The sequence below is a fragment of the Streptomyces africanus genome, assembly GCF_030816955.1.
GTDB classification, from domain to species: domain Bacteria; phylum Actinomycetota; class Actinomycetes; order Streptomycetales; family Streptomycetaceae; genus Streptomyces; species Streptomyces africanus.
Genome location: NZ_JAUSYP010000001.1, coordinates 6,797,658 through 6,815,287 on the forward strand (window position 1 = coordinate 6,797,658; position 17,630 = coordinate 6,815,287).

The window sequence follows — 17,630 nt, forward strand, 5'->3', positions numbered from 1 at the left end:
CAAGGTTCCCCTCTTCGACGGCCGCCCGGCCCCGGTGCCGGGCGGCCGCCGCGGCGTACCGGCCCTGCGCTGCGCCGGTGTGCGTTACTCCTGCGCGTGCCGGATGGCGTCCAGCACGATGTGCGCCACATGGTCGTCGGTGAGGGTGTACCGCGTCTCGCGGGCCTGACGCCGGGCGGCGACGATCCGGGACGTGCGCAGTACCCGCAGATGCTGGGAGACCAGCGGCTGGCTCACACCCAGCGCGGTCACCAGCTCATGGACGTACTTCCCGCCGCCGGACAGTTCGCGCACGATCCCCAGCCGTACGGGGGAGGCCAGCGCGCGCAGCAGCTCGCTGGCCGCCTGCAGGGTCTGATCCGGCTCGTCCGTCGGAGGGGAGGGCGTCGTTGTCATATGCACACATTAGCATATGACAACGGTTTCCAGTATGTCGGGCGGGCGTCTCAGTGGTCGTCCCAGTGCCCCTCGTGGGCGGCGTGCCGGTGGCCGTCGTGCACGTAGTCGGTGTGGTCGTCGTGCCGCACGGCCAGATGGCCGCAGTTGTCGCCGTGCTGGTGGTCGTGGTTCTGGTGCACCGCGTGGTCGCCGTTCGTGCACTCGTCGACGTGGCCCTCGTGCATCCGGTGGATGTGGCCGTCGTGGGCGTAGTCCGTGTGGTCGCCGTGCGTGAAGGCGACATGACCGCAGTCGTCGCCGTGGGCGTGCGCGTGGTTGTCGTGGGTGAGGTGTTCGGCGGTGGTCATGGGGTGGCTCCCTGCGTGTGCGCGTGCTGCCCACGACGCGTCGGCCGGGGCTGTCATGGCGACATTAACATATAGCGATTCATGCATGTATCGTCCGGGCGACCGGCGCCGCCCGCGAGCCGAGGGCTGCACAGGGGGGCGCCGGGGTCAGCGAACCGCGACGACCACGCAGCTGTCGCCGTACTGCCAGACCGGGCCCGCCGTGGCGAAGCCCGCCTGCCGCAGCAGCTCCAGATGGGCGGAGGGGGACAGTTCGGCGGGGCGGCCGGTGCCGAGAGGCGCCTCGCGGCGGCGGCGCTCGGCGAGCAGGTCCGTCAGCTCGGGGTCGTCGGCGACGGCGGCCCACCAGGAGCTCCAGTCCTCGTGCGCGAACGCCCGCTGCCGGTCGGCCCGGCACCGCCCGACATGGGTGGCGATCCCGGCCGGGCCCGTGTGGTCCTGGGGGAGATGGTCACCGTTGACGAGGACACCGCCGGGCCGCAGCAGCGCGGCGAGCTGCCGGTAGACGCGCAGCAGGGTGTCGCGGTCGAGGTAGTGCAGGGCCGTCGTGGAGACGGCCGCGTCCAGGGGCCGGTCCAGGTCCAGGGCCCAGGTCCAGCCTGGTGCGCCGATCTCGGCGTCGACGTAGCGGGCCGCGTCCGGGTGGTGCGTCCGGCCCAGCTCCAGCAGCACGGGATCGCGGTCCACGGCGACGATCTCCGCGTCCGGCAGCCGCCGGACCAGCCGGGCCGCCAGGGAGCCGGGCCCGCAGCCCAGGTCGACGACCAGGGGCCGGGAGCCCTGCCCGGCCGTCACGTGCTCGACGACGTCGGCGATCACCGTGAACCGCTCCTCGCGGTCGACCGCGTACCGCTGCTGCTGGAGCTCCCAGCGCTCCACCCATCGCTCCGCCGTTGCCAGACTCAGCCCCATCCGGTCGCGCCACCTTGCCGTCTCGCACCTGATCCTTGCCGGTCCGAGCCTACAGGTGGAAACGGTTCCCATTACGCCTAGTCGGGGAGTCGCCTACGCCTGGTCGGGGGAGTCGCCTACGCCTGGTCGGGGGAGTCGCTTACGCCTGGTCGGGGGAGTCGCTTACGCCTGGTCGGAGGAGTCACTGGAGTGAAGCGAGGACGGACAGCAACCGGTCGATCTCCTCAACGGTGTTGTACACATGCAGACTCACCCGGACCGAACGGGTCTTCTCGCCCGCGTCGCCCTGGCAGTGGTGGTCCGAGCGGACCATGAAACCGTGACTGAAGAGGATGAACCCCAGGTCGCCCGAGTCGATGGCGCGATGCCGCAGGGTGACGATGCCCTGGCGCCGCTGCACGGCCGAGTCGGCGGCCAGGCTCAGCGGGCAGCCGAGGATCTCGTAGGCGTCCAGATGGCGCAGCCCCTCGGTGAGCCGGGCCGCCAGGGCGACCGTCCACTGCTCGACGCGCTCCACACCGGCCGCGTCCAGCCAGTCCAGCGCCGCTTCCAGGGAGGCGATGCCGACCGTGTTCGGGGTGCCGCTCCACCCGCCGGGCGTGAACGCCGGGCCGCGCGCCTGCCGGGCCCACACCGCCCCGGAGCCGGGCAGGGCCAGCGCCTTGTGCCCGGAGAAGACGACGAAGTCGACGTCCAGCTCGGCCACGGACACCGGCAGATGCCCGACGCTCTGCGCCGCGTCCAGGCAGATCACCGCGTCCGGGCCGACCGCCCGGCGGATGCGCTGCACGTTCATGTCGCCGCCGTAGACGTGGTGCACATGGGTCGTGGCGACGAACCGGGTGCGCGGCCCGGCCCGTTCGGCCAGCGCGCGGTGGTCGTAGTCCCCCGAGCCGCTCTGGTACGGCATCGGCACCACCCGGACGTGCGTGCCCTCGCGGGCGAGCAGCCGCTGGGCCTCCCGCCAGGGCGCGATGTTGGCCTGGTGGTCGGCGTCCGGCACGACGATCTCGTCGCCGTCGCGCAGGAACCCCGGCAGCCAGTCGCGGGCGATCGTGCGCAGCCCCTCGGTCGTGCCGCTCGTGAAGTGGACGGCGGAGCGCTCCGGTTGCCGGTCTCCGAGGAACCGGGTGACGCGCTCGCGGGTGCGCTCGACCAGCTCCGTCGTCCGGTTGGCCCACGTGTAGGTACCGCGTGCCGCGTTGGCGTTGCTGGTGGTGAGGTACCTCTGCACGGCGTCCAGCACGGCCTGCGGCTTCTGCGCCGTCGCCGCGCTGTCCAGGTACGCCAGCTCCGGGTGCCCGGTGACGATGGGGAACTGGGCGCGCAGCGCCTGCTGCCACGAGCACAGGTCGTCGTGGATCGCGGGTGCGGTCATGGCGGTCAGTCCCGCACCAGGGGTGCGCCCGCGTCCCGCCAGGCGATGATGCCGCCGGCCAGGCTGCGGACGTCGGGATGGCCCATCCGGGTCAGCAGCGCCGCGTACCGGGCGGACTGCTCGCCCACCGGGCACGCCAGCAGCACCGGCCGGCTCCGGCTGAACGGCAGGCCGCCCTGGAGGAGTTCGGCGAACATCTCGTCGACGATGTTGACCGACCCGTCGATGTGCAGCGCCGCGTACGCGAACGGGCTGCGCAGGTCGACCACGAGCGGCCGGTCGCTGTCGATCCACCGGCGGGCCTCGGCCACCGTGACCGAGGGCGCCCCGCCGACCTCCGCCTCGGTCAGATCGGCCGGCGAGTTCTTCCGGGGCGGCCGGCCCAGCAGGTCGGGCCGCCGCTGCCGGACGTAGCTCAGATAGCTCTCCACGCGGTCGCAGACGATGAACACCGCCGTCCGGCGCTCGGTCAACTCCTCGTCCACGGCGCGCAGATGGCGGACGGCCCCGTGGTAGGCGGCGCCGCCGGTGGGTCCGCCCAGGATGCCGCAGCGACGGTTCAGGGTCAGCATCCCCTCGATCGCCTCGTCGGAGCTGACCGACTCCATCGTGTCGTACGTCTCCGGGTCGAACAGGCCGACCTCCTGCACCTCGTCGATGGTGCGGATCCCGGGGATGAAGTCGGACTTCGCCGCGACCAGCCCGACCACCCGTACCGAGGGATCCTCCTCCCGCAGCGCGCGGGCCACGCCCGTGGAGGAACCGGCCGTGCCCACACAGGCGACGAACCAGTCCGGCACCCGGCCGTCCAGGTCCTTGACGATCTCCGGGCCGGTGCCGGTGAGATGCGCCTCGGTGTTGCGCGGGTTGAAGTACTGGTCCGTGTGGAGGTAGGCGCTGCCGGAGGCGGACAGCGTGCGGTGGAAGAGGGTCAGCGGATCGTCCGTCGCGGTCGGGTCCAGACACTCGCTCTGTCCCGGCAACTCCTCGATCTGAGCGCCGAGCAGCAAAAGGAGGTCCTTGATCTCCGGCACCCGCATCCGGTTGGTGACGCTCTTGAAGCCCAGGCCGTGCATGCCCGCGAGGACGGCCAGTGCCTTCGCCGTGTTGCCGCTGGACAACTCCACGACCTGGCTGCCGTGTTCGACGGCCTCGGCCAGCAGCGGACGCGCCATGTTCCAGGCCGCCCGGTCCTTGACCGAGCCGAAGGGGTTGAGCATCTCCAGCTTGGCGTACAGGTCGATGGTGCGCAGGCCGTGCACGGCCGGGTCGATCCGCACCAGCGGGGTGTTGCCTATGGCCTCGGTGATGCTGTCGTACCTCACTGGGCTCCCCCCGAGGGCGTGATCGGCCAGAACTGGTCGTCGAGGCACCAGCGCCAGGCGTCGCCGTCCTGCCAGGCGGCGACCTTGCGGGCGGCGGGCTGGTGCTGGGCACGGGTGGCGTGGAAGTCCATGGCGTAGCCGGCGGTGTTGGCAAAGGCCAGCAGGTCGCCGGGGGCCGGACGGCGCGGCAGGAAGACCGTACGCCGGGTGATCAGATCGGTCTCCAGGCACAGGCCGCCGAAGAGGTGCACGGCGACGGGCCCCTCGCCCGGCCCGGCTCCGCTTCTGGGGATGACGACCGGGTCCACCAGCACTCCGTGGTCCTCCAGGGCGATGTCGTCCGCCTTCGCGGCCAGCCGTACGAGCAGTGCGCCGCCCGCCTCCGGGGAGCGGACCTCCAGCACCCTCGCCAGCGTCAGCCCGCACTGGTCCAGCAGCGCCCGGCCGGGTTCGCTGTGCAGGTCGTACAGGTGCTCCAGCAGCAGCGCGGCCAGCGGGCGGCCGCCCAGCGAGGCGGCGGGCTGGGCCAGCAGCTCGTCCAGATAGGCCGGGCCGGCGACGGACCGGTGGGCGGGGTAGAGGCCGAGCGCGCCGCGCAGGGTGCCGGACTCGCCGCGCAGCCCGTAGCCGTGCCCGCCCCAGGTCAGGGGCGGGCGGCGGCCCAGGACGGCGGCCGTGAGCGCACTCGTGTACGCCTCCCACTGCTCCCGATCGGCGAGGTAACTGACGCCGAACCCGCCGCCGACGTCTACGGCCCGCGGCCGCAGCCCCCGGCTCCGGCACGTCTCCAGGGCCGCCAGGGCCCCTTCGAGGGCGGTCGCCTTCTCGGCGACGCTCGTGGTGTCCAGGTGGTAGGCCACGCCCGTCAGCTCGACCGTGTCGCCGTGCCGCTCGACCGCCTCCAGCAGTGGCTTCAACTCCCGTACGGGCGTGCCGAACCGGCTGCGCCGGCTCAGCACCTTCACCCCCGACGTCTCGAACCCCGACAGCCGCGTCAGCACCCGCACCGGGGCGAGCGCGTGCTGACGCACCAGCGCGGCGAGCTGGTCCAGCTCGGAGATGCCGTCGACGGCGACCGTGACGCCCGTGAGGGCCGCGAGCCACAGGAACTCGGGGTCCTTCGGCCCCGTGGCCGTGATCCGGTCGGCGGTGAAACCGGCGCCCAGCGCATGCTGCAACTCGCCCAGCGACGCGACGTCCACGCCCGCGTCCGTGGCGGCGAGCTGGCGCAGCAGCGCGCTGGACCGGTTCGCCTTGTGGGCGTAGTAGACCTGGCCGGACAGGTGATGCCCGCGGTACACGGCGCGGAACCGCTCCAGGTTCTCGGCGATCTGGTCCGGCACCACGACGTGCAGGGGCGAGCCGAGCGCGTCGGTGAGCGAGTGCAATGTCCCGGTCGCCGCCAGGAGCGACCTGAGCCGTGGTTCCAGCCGCGGTTCGAGGTACAAGGGCCGGCCCCCCATGCGCGCTCCCTCCCCTGAAGCCGCTGCGCCCGGCATCCGGGCACGTCCGACACTCCCCGCGTTTCGCCGTATAGCCCCTATCCATTCTTCGGTCGCTTTACGCCCTGTAAGACCCGGGCCTGTCCCCGCGCCGGTGTGAAGCGGATCCGGTCGGGCCGGGCGGCGCGCGCCCGGCGCGGGGCCGCGGCATCTGTACGACGTGGTGGACCACGTCCCGCGCGAGATGCCCGGCCAACTCGCCGAGGGCCTCTGGACGTTCACGCAGGGGGACGACGTGTTCCACGGCCGTCGGGCCGGACAGCAGGGACACCCCCATGTTCTTCTTCAGCCTGTCCTGACGCCGTTCCCCGCACCCTCCCCAGCAGTCCGGGAGGGGTCCCGGCGGGGGCTCCCTACCCTGACGTCCCGCGCCGCCGCGTCGGCGGGCGGGCGTAGGGGGACCGGCGACGTCGCGGGTGGATTCACCGGTGGGGAAGGTGCGTGAGCACGTGCTCGACCGCACGCAGGACACGGCGACGGGCGTGGGCAGCGCCCTGCTCCGGCAGGGGCAGCGGATCAACTCGGCGCTCGTCGTGGACCGCCGGCTGGGCGAGGGCGCCTTCGCCGAGGTCTACCGGGTGCGGCACCACATCCTCGGCTGGCAGGCGCTCAAACTGTTCAAGCACGTGGCCTCGCTGGAGGCGACGTCCCGGATGCTCGACGAGGCCCGGATCCTGTCCACCCTCGGGCACCCCAACATCATCCGGGTGTTCGACGCCGGCACCGTGCAGACCTCCGAGGGCGTGCGCGGCTACATCACCATGGAGTACGTGGCGGGCGGCAGCCTGGAGCGGCTGATGGAGTCCCACTCGGGCGTGGTGCCGGTCGGCGAGGTGACGGCCGTGCTCCGGCAGGCCGCCGAGGGACTCGCCGTCGCCCACGAGCGGCCGCACCCCATCGTCCACCGCGACCTGTCCCTGGCCAACGTGCTCATCACCTACGACGAGACCGGACTGCGCGTGAAGGTCAGCGACTTCGGCCTGGCCAAGGAGACCGACCCGGGCACCATGGCGGCCAGCGCCCAGGGCACCGTCGCCTACATGCCGCCCGAGGTGCTGCGGCGCGGCAAGGGCTACGGGTGCCCGGGGGACGTCTGGGCGCTGGGCACCATCGTGTACTTCCTGCTCACCGGGCACTTCCCGTACGACGGCGGGGACCCGGTGCAGTCCTTCTCCCTGGAGCGGTTCACCCGGCCGTTGCAGCCGCCCCGCGCCTTCAACGACGACGTGGGCCCCGAACTGGACCGGCTGGTCACCGACATGCTGCGGATCGACCCGGCCGAGCGGCCCGCCACCGCCCGGGCCGTCGCCGACCGCGCGGCCGGTCTGCGCCCGGCACCCGGCCCCGGGGCCGCCGAGCCGCCCGAGCCGGCCGAGTCCGCCGACGCGCTGGTGAAGGAGGCCACCGCGCTCTCCCGGGTGCCCGGCAAGCTCGGCGAAGCCGCCGACCTGCTGGAGGAGACCATCAGCCGCTACCCGCTGCTGCGCGAGCGGCATCTGACACGGCTCATGACCTGGCGCCGAGGGGTGATCATGTGACCACGCCGGTGCGGGAGTTCGACCGTTTCGAGGAACTGGCGGGCACACAGCTGTACCGCAGGAACGTCTTCGCCGTGACCGGCCTGCCCACCCGCGCGAGCGGACCGGCCGTGCGGCGGCACCGGCAGAAGGCGGAGGCGCGGCTGGCCGTCGAGGACAGCTGGCCCGGAGCCCCGGACCTGGCCCCGGCCGGCGGCTACGGCAAGGACGAGGTGCGGGCCGCCTTCGAGGGCCTCCAGGACCCGCGCCGGCGCATGGTCGACGAGCTGCTGTGGCTGTGGGACACCCCGGACTCCGGCTGCGACTGCGCCCCGGACGTGCACGAACGGCACGACGCCGCCGTGCTGCTGCACGCCCGGGTGCTGGAGGCGGAGACCGGGCGGTCCCCGCTGCCCGTCGAGCAGCGGGCGTCCCTGTGGGAGGGCGCGGTGTCCGCCTGGGGCCACCTGCTGGCGGACGGGGCACTGCGGCAGCACGTCCGGCACCGGATCAGGGCGCTCGGCGACCCCCGGCTCGACGAGGACGCGGCCGACGACCTCCTGGCCGGGCTGCCGCGACTGCTCGTCTCTCCCTTCCCCCAGCTCTTCGCCGACCAGGCCGACGCGACCCGGCTGACGCCTGTCTGCTCGGCCTGGGCAGGTTTCCCGCCCTTCGCAGGCCTGTTCTCCGAGTTGTTCGAGGGCGCGGTGGAAGAGGCGTACGAGAAGATCCACGGCGACCTGCTGACGGCGGAGCGGGAGCGTGAGGCCGCCCACTACCGCGAGGCGTTCCTGCTGCTGCGCGACCAAGTGGTGCCCGCCTTCGAGGACATGGCGCCGCTCCGACCGTTCGCCTCCGACTGGCGCTACGACGAGACCGCCCACATCGTCGCCGTCGGGCTGAACAACCTCGCGGTGGAACTCCTCGGCGTGTCCGTGCACCGCCCGCCGAGCGCCTCCCGGCGCGAGGAGATGCTGTGGCTCGCGGAGAAGGCGTACGAGATCGGCCCGGACCGCGACTCGGACGGGCTGAAGGAGAACTGGGAGTTCATCTACGACCACCTCACGGGCACCGGCCGCCGCCCCGCGCGGGCCGGGCGGCCGTTCCCCTGGTTCTGGTTCCTGCTGGTGCTCGCCGTCATCGGCGGCTCGCTCTCCGCCCTGATCCGGATCTACGGCATCGTCCCCGTGCTCATCATCGGGCTCGGCGGCATCGGCGTACTCGGCTACCTCGTGCAGATCGTGGTGTCCCTCGCCGACGGCGTACGCAGCGTACGGAGGAGAAAATGAGCATCCCCTCACGCCGGACCGGCCGAGGCAGCCGGGTGCGCGCCGCCCTCGGCCAGTTGCGGCACCCGCCCGAGTTCCGCGTCCCCCCGCCGTTCCTCGACACCGGCCAGGCCGACTGGGTCGCGGACGTACTCGCTGATGTCGGGACCGCCACGGACGAGCCCGCTCCGGCCGGCGCGGACGCCGGCACGCTGCTCGCCGCCGCCACCGGCCTCTGGCGCGCCCAGCGCAAGCTGAACCAGCGCGCCGGCGAACTCTCGGCCGCGGACCTCAGGCAGGTGCGCCGCTACGTCCAGGCCGGCCGGCAGGCACTCGCCGACGGCGGACTGGAGATCCAGGAGCACGACGGCGCCCCCTTCGACCCGGGCCAGTCCCTCGAAGTCCTCGCCTTCCAGGACGAACCCGGCCTGACCCACGAGGTGGTGCTGGAGACCCTCCGGCCCAGCGTCTACTACCGCGGCGAGCGGATCCAGATGGGGCAGGTCGTCGTCGGCCGGCCCGCGCCCGGCCCCACCCACGGCATGTGAACGACCAAGGAGACGACCGCAATGCGCGAGACCATCGACTTCGGCATCGACCTCGGCACCACCAACAGCGCCATCGCGGTGGCGGACGACGACGGCGTACGCGTCATCAAGAACAACGACGGCTGGGACTGCACCCCGTCCGCCGTGTGGATGCCCAAGCCGGACGTGATCCACGTGGGCCGCCGCGCCCGCGAGCGCACCGACACCCAGCCCGACGACGCCCACGCCGAGTTCAAGCTGGAGATGGGCGTGGCCGGATACCACCGGCGGTTCGGCCGCGCCCAGGCGTCCCTCACCCCCGAGCAGCTCTCCGCCGAGGTGCTCAAGTCCCTGCGCCAGGACGCCGCACACGACACCGGCAGCCCGCCGGAGGCGGCCGTGATCACCGTGCCCGCCTCCTTCGCGCTGCACCAGAACAGCGCCACGTCCGCCGCCGCGGCCCTCGCCGGGCTCGGCGAGCACTGCCCCCTGGTCCAGGAACCGACGGCCGCCGCCATCGCGTACGGCGTGCAGGACGCCTCGGAGTCCACCCACTGGATGGTGTTCGACCTGGGCGGCGGCACCTTCGACGCGGCCGTGATGAGCAAGCGCGACGGTGAACTGCAGCTGCTCCAGCACGCAGGTGACCCGCGCCTGGGCGGCAAACTGATCGACTGGGCCATCGTGGAGGACCTGCTCGTCCCCGCCGTCCGGCGCGACCTCGGGCTGCCCGACTTCGCCCGCCGCAGCCCCCGCTGGCGGGCCGACTTCGCCAAACTCAAACTGGCCGCCGAGGACGCCAAGATCGAGCTGTCCCGGCGCGGCGCCCACGACATCGTCCTCGACCTCTCCGACGGCGAAGGCGGCACGACCCTCTTCGAGTACACCCTCACCCGCGGCGCCCTCGACGACCTCGCCCAGCCCTTCTACGCCCGCGCGATCAAGCTCTGCCGGGACGCCCTCGCGGAGAGCTCGCTGCGGCCCGACCACATCGACCGGCTGCTGCTCGTCGGCGGGGCGACCCTCGCCCCGGGGCTGCGCGACCTCCTGGCCGATCCCGTGGAAGGCCTGGGCATCCAGCTCGACCACAGCCAGGACCCGACCACCGTGGTGGCGCGCGGCGCCGCCGTCTTCGCCCGTACGGTGCGGATGCCGAGCAAGCCTCGCACGGCGGCGCCGGGCGAGTTCACCGTGGAACTCCACTACGAGCCACAGTCGCTGGAGACCACCGGCATCCCCGTCTCCGGCCGGATCAGGGGCGGCACGGCCGTGCCCGACTGGACCCGCTACACCGTCACCCTCACCAACCCCGATGGCCACCCGCCCTTCCGGGGACCGCAGACCACCCTCACCCCCGACGGCGCCTTCTACACCGAGGTGACCATCGACTCCGGCACCCGGTCCCGGTTCACCGTGGAACTCTCCGACGGCACCGGCACCCGGCAGCGGCTCGCCCCGGACACCCTGTCGATCACGCATGCCCAGGTGCTGCCCGGCGACGCCGTGCTCACCAGCACGCTCGGCATCGGAAAGGCCGACGGCTCCTTCGCGCCGATGCTGCGCAAGGGCACCGCCCTGCCGACCTCGATCACGAAGACGTTCGAGACGTCCATCCCGCTGCGCCGCTCCCAGCCGGACGCCGTCATCCGCATCCCGCTGCTGGAGGGCGAACGCCGGCGCGCCGACCGCAACACCCGGGTCGGGCTGCTGGAGATCCGGCCCCGGGACGTCCGCTTCGACCTGCCCGCGCAGACGCCCGTCGAGGTGACCTTCGAGATCAACGCGACGAACCGGGAAGTCACCGTCACCGCCGACATCCCCGTCGCCGACGCCCAGTTCGAGGCGACCATCGACCGCTCCCAGCTGGTGGCGCCCACGCACGACGAATTGGTCGACCGGCTGCACGACCTGGAGCAGCGCACGCACGCCCTGCGGGAACGCGCCGAGGAGGTGCACTCCGAGCAGGCCCTCACCCGGCTCGACGGCCTGTCCGACGAGAAGGCCTTCGTCCACCTGCGCAAGGAGGTCGACGCGGCGGCCGTCGACACGGGGGCGGCCGGGACGAGCGACCGGCGCATCCGCGACCTGGAGGCCCAGCTCGACGACGTCGAGGAGGCCATCGACATCCCCGGCCTCCAGCACGAACTGTGGGACCTCCTCAACAACTGCGAGGACCTCATCGAACAGACCGGCGGCGGGCCGGCCGAACGCCGCGAACTGGAGAATCTCCGCACCCGCGCGACCAGCGCCGGCGAGGACGGCAGCCCGGCCGGACTGCGCCGGCTCGCCGACCGGGTGCGCGACTTCCAGGTCGACCTCCTGCGCCGCAGCGACCAGTGGGACTTCCTCGTCTTCCACTCCCTCGTCGAACTCCGCGACGAAATGACCTCCCGCGCGCAGGCGGACGCCGCGATCGCCGACGGCCGCCGAGCCGTCGCCGCGGGCGACCGCACGGCCCTGTCCGCCGTCAACCAGCGCCTGCGCCGCCTGCTGCCTCCGGGGGTCTCGGAGGAGCGGCGGATCGGCGGGGTGCAGGAGAGCCGGTGAGCCACATGAGCGACCAGGCCGGCGCGGAGGGCTCCGCCGCGCCCGACGTCGTCCTGCTCGTGTCGCGGGCCCGGGGACTCGCCCGGGCGGGCGAACTGGAGGGCGCCCTACGTCTGTTGCGGGAGGCCGAGGCCACCGAACTCGGCGGCCATCGGGACGTGCTCGACCTGCGGGCGCGGGTGCACGCACAGCGCGGGGAGACGGCCGAGGCGGCGGAGTGCTGGCGACGGGTCCTGGCCCGGCACCCGGACGACCCGGCGGCCGGAGCGGGACTCACCCGGCTCGGCCGCACGGGGCCGGTGGCGGCGCTCGGCCGGCACCGCGCCCGTACGGCCCTGGTCGCGGCGGCGTGCGTGACCGCCGTCGTGGCCGGCGTGCTCACCGCCCTGGACGGTCCACGCCCGGCCCGGGCCGGCACCGACCGGGCGGCGGGCGGCCGGCAGAGCCCCGGTGCGAGCGCCAGGGCGGGTGGCGGGCAGGACGAGGACCAGGCCGACGCCCGTCGGGCCGCCGCGCTCGCCGATGACCTGCGCGCACCCGGTCTGCGCGTCACCGCACACGGCGAGTCCGTCGAAGTCGTCTTCACCCAGGGGCTGTTCTCCGAAGGCGCCCAGCTCACCCCGGCGGGAGCCCGTCACCTGGCCCTGCTCGGTGAACGGCTGGCCGGGCGGCACCTGTCCGTCACCGTGCACGGCCACGCGGCCACCGTCCCCGGCGCCCCGCGCAGCGGCGGTTCCGTCGTCGCGCTGTGGCGCGCCCTGGTCGCCGCCCGCGAACTCGGCGCCGCGAGCGGCCAACCCCTCACGGCGTTCACCACGGACAGCGCGGATCAGCGCGACGCCCCCTACCCGGACCCGGCACGCAACCGCACGGTCACCCTCGTGATCGCACCCGAGAGAGGGCTCTAGCCGGAGACCACCACGACCAGCCCGATGATCAGCAGCACCACCACCGACGTCCACACCTTCGCGGCGATGGGGGAGGTCCCGTAGTAGATCTCCTCCAGGTGTGTCCGCACGCTCTTGCCCGGCGGACGCGGGCCGTACGAGGTCCCGTACGGCAGCCCCGAGCCCCGCATCCGGTCGAGCAGCAGCCGGTTGGTGCCGATGCGCACCCGTGTCTCCCGGGCCGTGCAGAACTCCTCGGCACGCTCCAGCAGCCGGAGACCGCGGTCACCGTCCCCGGGCGCCAGGGCGATCGCACAGTTGTTGAACAGGACCGCTGCGGAGTCGCTGAGCCGGTCAACGGCCTCCGGGACGCCGGGGAGCCCGGCGAAGGCGCCCCGGCTCAGGCCGCGCAACTCGTACAGCAGCGGCGCGGTGGCCTCCAGCGTGCCGGCCGATCGTACGGCGGGCCGCGCAGGTGCTCGCCCCGGTCACCCGGAAGGCGTTGCGGCGGTAGAGGTCCGGGCCGCTCAGCTCCCGCAGCCGCTCCCGGACGACGGGCGCGTCACCGCCCATGGCTAGGGCTGCCCCGCGGGCGACCCGTCCTGCAGGCCGGGGGTGTCGGGGCCGTCGGGGGTGTCCATCAGGTTGAGGTCCGGCGGCACCAGTGTCGTCGACTCGACCAGGCCCTTGAGCAGGTTGTGCAGCAGCGTGTTGTCGTAGGGCCGCCGCTCCTCCGTCTTGTCGTGCACCAGCGGGTACTTGAAGCCGGTGCCGTGCAGGCGGTGGCGTACCACCTCGATGCGGTGCTCGATCCTGCGTTCCGTCCAGTTGCCGTCCGGACGCAGATGGACCAGCTGCCGGGCGGCCATGGAGTACGTCAGGGGGCGCGGGTCCTCCTCGTACAGCAGGTACCGCTGGCCGAGGACGACCAGCAGCAGCCGTTCGTCGTCGTCGAGCGCCCAGGTCTCCGGCCGTAGCGTCGCGGCCCGGCGGCGCGACACCGGCCCCCGGTCGTCGTGATCGGCCACGTACAGCTCGATCAGGTGCTCGCGGTAGCCGGAGCCCTTCACGAACAGCGGGGTGTAACCGGTGGCGAGGGGGACCGGCTCGGTGGTGGTGTGCATCATCCGGCCGCGCGGCAGCCGCACCAGCTGCCGCCCGGTGTTGCGCAGCCACCACTGCCCCCGCAGGTACGTCAGTTCCCCGTGCCGGCGGCTCACCCGCAGGTCGTCCACGCCGACCTCCAGGTCCACGTCCGGCCGCTCGCCCCGCCCGAACCGGACGGTCAGTCCCGGACGCGGCGGGGCACACAGGTCGCCGGTGACCGTGCGCGCGTGCAGGGTTCCGGGCGCGGTGGGCGCGACACCGCGTGCGAGGCTGGCGGAGAAGGTCATCGCTGGTCTCCTCGGTGCGTGGGCGTGCAACTTGTCCTGCGACTCGTCCTGCGACTCGTACGGAATCGGCACGATGCGGCCCCGGCGCGGGCGGGCCCCGCCGGACGTACCTGTCAGCGTGGCCCGACCCGCTCGGGACCCCTCCCCGTGGCTTCGGGACTCAGGGCGTTCGCAGCTTCGCGGCCGCGGGGGCGGCGAGCTCCGTGGCCAGATGGCACAGTTCGCCGCTGGGCCGCTGCCCGCCGACGTGCAGCCGCAGCATCTCGACGGCCGTCTCGGCGTCCCGGCCCCCGTACTCGCGGTACGGGACGAACACCGTGCAGGTGCCCTCGCCGTTGCCCTCCGGTTCGACGACGGCGTCGTAGCCGCTGAGCCGGACGATGCGGCCGTCCCGCGCGGACTTGGGTTCGTCGCGGAAGAAGGCGATCTCCGCCTCCAGGTCGTCGACGTCGCTGAACCACTCGCAGTCCCAGTCCGCGACACCGGCCTCCGGCACGTCTGACCTGATGCCGGGGACGACGGACAGCGCCTCGGCGTCGAGCAGAGCGCAGGCGCTCCTCCAGGCCAGCGAGGCGGCCGGGTAGGGCGAGGAACGGCGGGGGAGCGGGCCGCGGTTCAGGACCTCGGCCGCGCTGCGGGCGGCGGTGTCGGCGACCGCGCACAGCGCCGCGGCAGCGCCCGCCACCGTGCCGTGCCCCACGTCGACACGGACCCCTACGAACATGTCACCGCCGGTGCTGCGGGGGCTGTCGCTGCCGCCGGCCGCGTCGTCCCGGGACAGCAGCAGCCCGCACTCGCCCTCCTTCGGCGGCGCCTCCCGTACGGCGATGCCCCCGATGGTCCTGACGGGGTCCGACGCCTCGGGCGGCGAGCCCCGGCGCAACTGGACCGACACGTCGATACGGGATTTGTCGTCCGGGTGGACGAGCACGTCGCAGCGGTCGAAGTTGCCGTAGTCGACGTCGACTTCGCTCTCCCCGAACCGGTCGAGCGCGTCGGCGTCGGCCAGGGCGCACACGTCGGCGGTGCGCGGATCACCGATCAGGGCCCGCGTCCCGCCGTTCGAGGGGTCCTTCGGCAGCTGTCTCCCGGCGGACCCACGGGTGCCGTTCCCGCCGTCGCCCGCCTTGTCGCCGTCCCCGGGAAGGGCGACGAGACTCAGGACGATCGCGGCGCCGACGCCGAGGGCCGCCGCGATGAGGGCCCGGCGCCGCCGCCGCGGGCGCCCGCCGCCGGGCGGGGCGGGCGCGCCGTCCGGGTCCGGCGCCCGGTGTTCCGCCACGGCCGCCAGCAGCCGCCCGGCCTCGGCCGCATCCGGGCGCTGCCGCGGGTCGCGCCGCAGCATGGCGCCGAGCACGGGGTGGAGGGGGCCCAGCGCATCGGCGTCCATCTCGACGACGCCCTGCTCGGCCTTCCAGTACGTCAGACGGTCCTGGTCCTCCCCGGCGGCCCCCGCCCCGTCACCGTCCGCCGAGGGCTCGCCGCCGCGCGGCGGGGAACCGGTGACCAGGGCGTGGAGGGTGGCGGCCAGGCAGAACACGTCGGAGGCCGGCCGGGGGACGTTTCCCCGGGCCAGCTCGGGGGCGGCGTAGTCCGGGGTGAAGCTGTACGGCCCGTTGGCCGTGATGGTCTCGCTGCCGCCGGCCCGATAGGCGGCACCGAAGTCCATCAGCTTCGCGGCCCCGCGCCGGGTGAGGCCGACGTTGGCGGGCTTGACGTCGCAGTGGACGATGCCCGCCTCGTGCAACGCGGCGAGCGCGTCGGCGAGCTGGGCACCGATCCGCGCCACGCGCCCGGGGCTCATGGGCGGCTGCCGGTCGAGGCCGCCGCCGGGCACGTACTCCATGACGAACCAGTACGTCTCGCCGCCCCCGCCGGTGTCCCCGCCCGTGTCTCCCTCCGACAGCACCGTGACGACGTCGAACAGCGTCACGACATGGGGGTGATCGCGGAACTTGGCCAGGGCGCGCGGCTCGCCCAGCAGCCGCCGCACCGCGGTGTCGCGGTCGCCCTCGACCCGCTCCGGCTTCAGCGCGACGTCCTGGCCCACCACCGTGTCGTGGGCCAGCCACACGTCGCCGCCGCGCCCTGCGCCGATGACCTCCTTGAGGACATAGCGGCCGGCGAACTCGTCTCCGGGACGCACGTCGTTCTCCCCCTCGCATCGGCCCAGACCGCGCGCCGCCACCCATGCGCGCGTAGAGCGAATCTACTGCGTACAGGGGACGTTACTCACAGTATCCCCAGAGCCTCCATCAGCCGCACGCACGCGCGACTCCCTCCCGGGCCACGTCCCCGACTGCCTGTGGCGGGCCGGTGACATTCGGAACGATCCTGTAGCAGGTGGGCAGGGCAACGTATGAGGGGGGTGACGGGTCGTAGTGGGTGCAAGGGCTGAAGCCCGCGCATTCACACGAAGACCCATGGGGGAAACATGCAGGTCCGTAACCGAGGCATCCGTACCACCGTGGCGGCGCTGGCCGCGCTGTCGGCCGTGGCCGGTGTCACCGCGGCAGCCCTCCCGGCCGCTGCCGCCACCGCACCGGCTTCCGGCACACCCCGGTTCCTGGAGCCGGCCGAACTGCCGCCGCACCCGACCTCGCCCTGGTACGCCGGTCCGGTCACCGCCGGTCAGCCGGACCCGCTGCCGGCCTGCGTGGGCGATGCCCTGCCGTCCATCGCCTCCCACCGCTCGTACTGGACCGAGTACGACACCAACGCGCAGCAGATCACGGTCGTGGAGCGCAGTGAACAGCGGGCCAAGGACTTCGCGGCGCTGCTGCGCAAGGACCTCGCCGGCTGCGCGAAGAAGCTGATGCAGCAGGACCCCGACATCACGGCGACGCAGAAGAACTACGGCCGGCTGGACGTCGAGGAGGGCGCCCATGTCTACGGCCTCCACACCGCATCGGCGTGGGGTTCCTCCGACATCAACCTGTTCTCGGTCGGCCGCGACGGCACGACCGTGACGGTCGTCCGGTGGGGCCAGATGGGCACCTTCCAGCACGCCCAGGTGTCCGACTTCAAGGCCACCACCGTCACGGCGGTCAACAAGCTGTACTGACGGTACTGACGGGCTCAGTCGCGACCGTCGTACACGAGAAGCCCGTCGTCGCGCAGTCGTGCGCCGGGCGTCGGCGCATGGGCGCTGAGGCGCCCGTCGTGCATGAGGTGGTGGACCGGGACGCCGCGGGCGAGTACCGCGAAGTCGGCGATCAGCCGGCGGTGGCAGCGCCACCAGACCGCCTCGCTGCACATCACGGCGGTGCGGACGTCCGCGGCTTCCCGCAGCACCCGGTCCATCGCGGTGACGAACTCGGGGGCGCGGGTGTGGGCGGCGTAGCCGCGGAAGGAGGCGTTGCGCCAGACGATGTCCGGGCTGTCCACGGGAGGGGTGCGGAACCCGCCGAGGGCGGGTTCCCACCGGTAGGCGATGCCGCGGCCCGGCATCCACTCGGCGAGCCGCCGCCGCGACAGATCGGGGTCGCGGCGGCTGCCGGGAGCGGTCCGCACGTCCACGACGGCCGTCACGCCGGCGTGACGCAGCAGATCGGCGATCCGGTCCCGGTCGGCGGTGCTGTGCCCGAAGGTCAGCAGAGGCACGTCCACAGCGCCGGACTTCCCGGT

The 17,630-nt window shown here is 73.3% G+C and carries 16 protein-coding genes; 6 read left to right on the forward strand and 10 right to left on the reverse strand.

What is annotated here, in order from left to right:
• Nucleotides 1–84: 84 nt before the first annotated feature.
• From QF034_RS31405 to QF034_RS31430, 6 genes are all read right to left on the reverse strand, one after another.
• Entirely contained in the window at nucleotides 85–396 is a 312-nt protein-coding gene (locus QF034_RS31405; RefSeq protein ID WP_307178068.1) for an ArsR/SmtB family transcription factor, read from the reverse strand.
• A 50-nt stretch (nucleotides 397–446) separates the two neighbouring features.
• Complete coding sequence (locus tag QF034_RS31410) at nucleotides 447–746, reverse strand: hypothetical protein (protein WP_307178069.1); 300 nt, start codon at nucleotides 744–746, stop codon at nucleotides 447–449.
• 147 nt (nucleotides 747–893) lie between these two features.
• Entirely contained in the window at nucleotides 894–1,658 is a 765-nt protein-coding gene (locus QF034_RS31415; RefSeq protein ID WP_307178070.1) for a class I SAM-dependent methyltransferase, read from the reverse strand.
• Nucleotides 1,659–1,839: 181 nt separating this feature from the next.
• Nucleotides 1,840–3,036, reverse strand: a complete 1,197-nt coding sequence (locus tag QF034_RS31420; RefSeq protein ID WP_307178071.1) for an aminotransferase class V-fold PLP-dependent enzyme — start codon at nucleotides 3,034–3,036, stop codon at nucleotides 1,840–1,842.
• 5 nt (nucleotides 3,037–3,041) lie between these two features.
• The gene (locus QF034_RS31425) at nucleotides 3,042–4,361 is read right to left on the reverse strand and encodes a pyridoxal-phosphate dependent enzyme (RefSeq protein ID WP_307178072.1); all 1,320 of its coding nucleotides are present in this window, start codon (nucleotides 4,359–4,361) and stop codon (nucleotides 3,042–3,044) included.
• Nucleotides 4,358–5,824 (reverse strand): Y4yA family PLP-dependent enzyme, encoded by a 1,467-nt coding sequence (locus QF034_RS31430; RefSeq protein WP_307178073.1) that lies wholly within the window; start codon nucleotides 5,822–5,824, stop codon nucleotides 4,358–4,360. Before QF034_RS31430 ends, QF034_RS31425 begins: the two co-directional genes overlap by 4 nt.
• A 488-nt stretch (nucleotides 5,825–6,312) precedes the next feature.
• Between QF034_RS31430 and QF034_RS31435 the strand changes: the two genes are divergently transcribed.
• Genes QF034_RS31435 through QF034_RS31455 form a run of 5 tightly spaced genes read left to right on the forward strand, consistent with a single transcriptional unit; the run spans nucleotide 6,313 to nucleotide 12,630 of the window.
• Entirely contained in the window at nucleotides 6,313–7,401 is a 1,089-nt protein-coding gene (locus tag QF034_RS31435) for a serine/threonine-protein kinase (protein ID WP_307178074.1), read from the forward strand.
• Nucleotides 7,398–8,669, forward strand: a complete 1,272-nt coding sequence (locus QF034_RS31440) for a hypothetical protein (RefSeq protein WP_307178075.1) — start codon at nucleotides 7,398–7,400, stop codon at nucleotides 8,667–8,669. Before QF034_RS31435 ends, QF034_RS31440 begins: the two co-directional genes overlap by 4 nt.
• Nucleotides 8,666–9,196 (forward strand): hypothetical protein, encoded by a 531-nt coding sequence (locus tag QF034_RS31445; RefSeq protein ID WP_307178076.1) that lies wholly within the window; start codon nucleotides 8,666–8,668, stop codon nucleotides 9,194–9,196. The genes QF034_RS31440 and QF034_RS31445 overlap by 4 nt, the downstream gene beginning before the upstream one ends.
• Before the next feature lie 21 nt (nucleotides 9,197–9,217).
• Nucleotides 9,218–11,722, forward strand: a complete 2,505-nt coding sequence (locus QF034_RS31450) for an Hsp70 family protein (protein ID WP_307178077.1) — start codon at nucleotides 9,218–9,220, stop codon at nucleotides 11,720–11,722.
• A gap of 5 nt (nucleotides 11,723–11,727) precedes the next feature.
• A complete protein-coding gene (locus QF034_RS31455; RefSeq protein ID WP_307180016.1) occupies nucleotides 11,728–12,630 on the forward strand; it encodes a tetratricopeptide repeat protein in 903 nt (300 codons plus the stop codon).
• Here QF034_RS31455 and QF034_RS31460 read toward each other — a convergent pair.
• The 3 genes from QF034_RS31460 to QF034_RS31470 form a co-directional block, all read right to left on the reverse strand.
• Complete coding sequence (locus tag QF034_RS31460) at nucleotides 12,627–13,022, reverse strand: hypothetical protein (protein ID WP_307178078.1); 396 nt, start codon at nucleotides 13,020–13,022, stop codon at nucleotides 12,627–12,629. The two genes, QF034_RS31455 and QF034_RS31460, sit on opposite strands and share 4 nt — an antisense overlap.
• 162 nt (nucleotides 13,023–13,184) lie before the next feature.
• Nucleotides 13,185–14,003: an FHA domain-containing protein gene (locus tag QF034_RS31465; RefSeq protein WP_307178079.1), complete on the reverse strand. Its 819-nt coding sequence runs from the start codon at nucleotides 14,001–14,003 to the stop codon at nucleotides 13,185–13,187.
• 160 nt (nucleotides 14,004–14,163) lie between these two features.
• Complete coding sequence (locus tag QF034_RS31470; protein WP_307178080.1) at nucleotides 14,164–16,149, reverse strand: serine/threonine-protein kinase; 1,986 nt, start codon at nucleotides 16,147–16,149, stop codon at nucleotides 14,164–14,166.
• Nucleotides 16,150–16,437: 288 nt separating this feature from the next.
• Here QF034_RS31470 and QF034_RS31475 point away from each other — a divergent pair, with 288 nt between their 5' ends.
• On the forward strand, nucleotides 16,438–17,067 hold the full coding sequence (locus QF034_RS31475; protein ID WP_307178082.1) for a hypothetical protein: 630 nt from the start codon (nucleotides 16,438–16,440) through the stop codon (nucleotides 17,065–17,067).
• Nucleotides 17,068–17,081: 14 nt separating this feature from the next.
• Here the strand turns inward: QF034_RS31475 and QF034_RS31480 are convergent, their stop codons facing one another.
• Nucleotides 17,082–17,612: a DUF488 domain-containing protein gene (locus QF034_RS31480; RefSeq protein WP_307178083.1), complete on the reverse strand. Its 531-nt coding sequence runs from the start codon at nucleotides 17,610–17,612 to the stop codon at nucleotides 17,082–17,084.
• Nucleotides 17,613–17,630 lie beyond the last annotated feature (18 nt).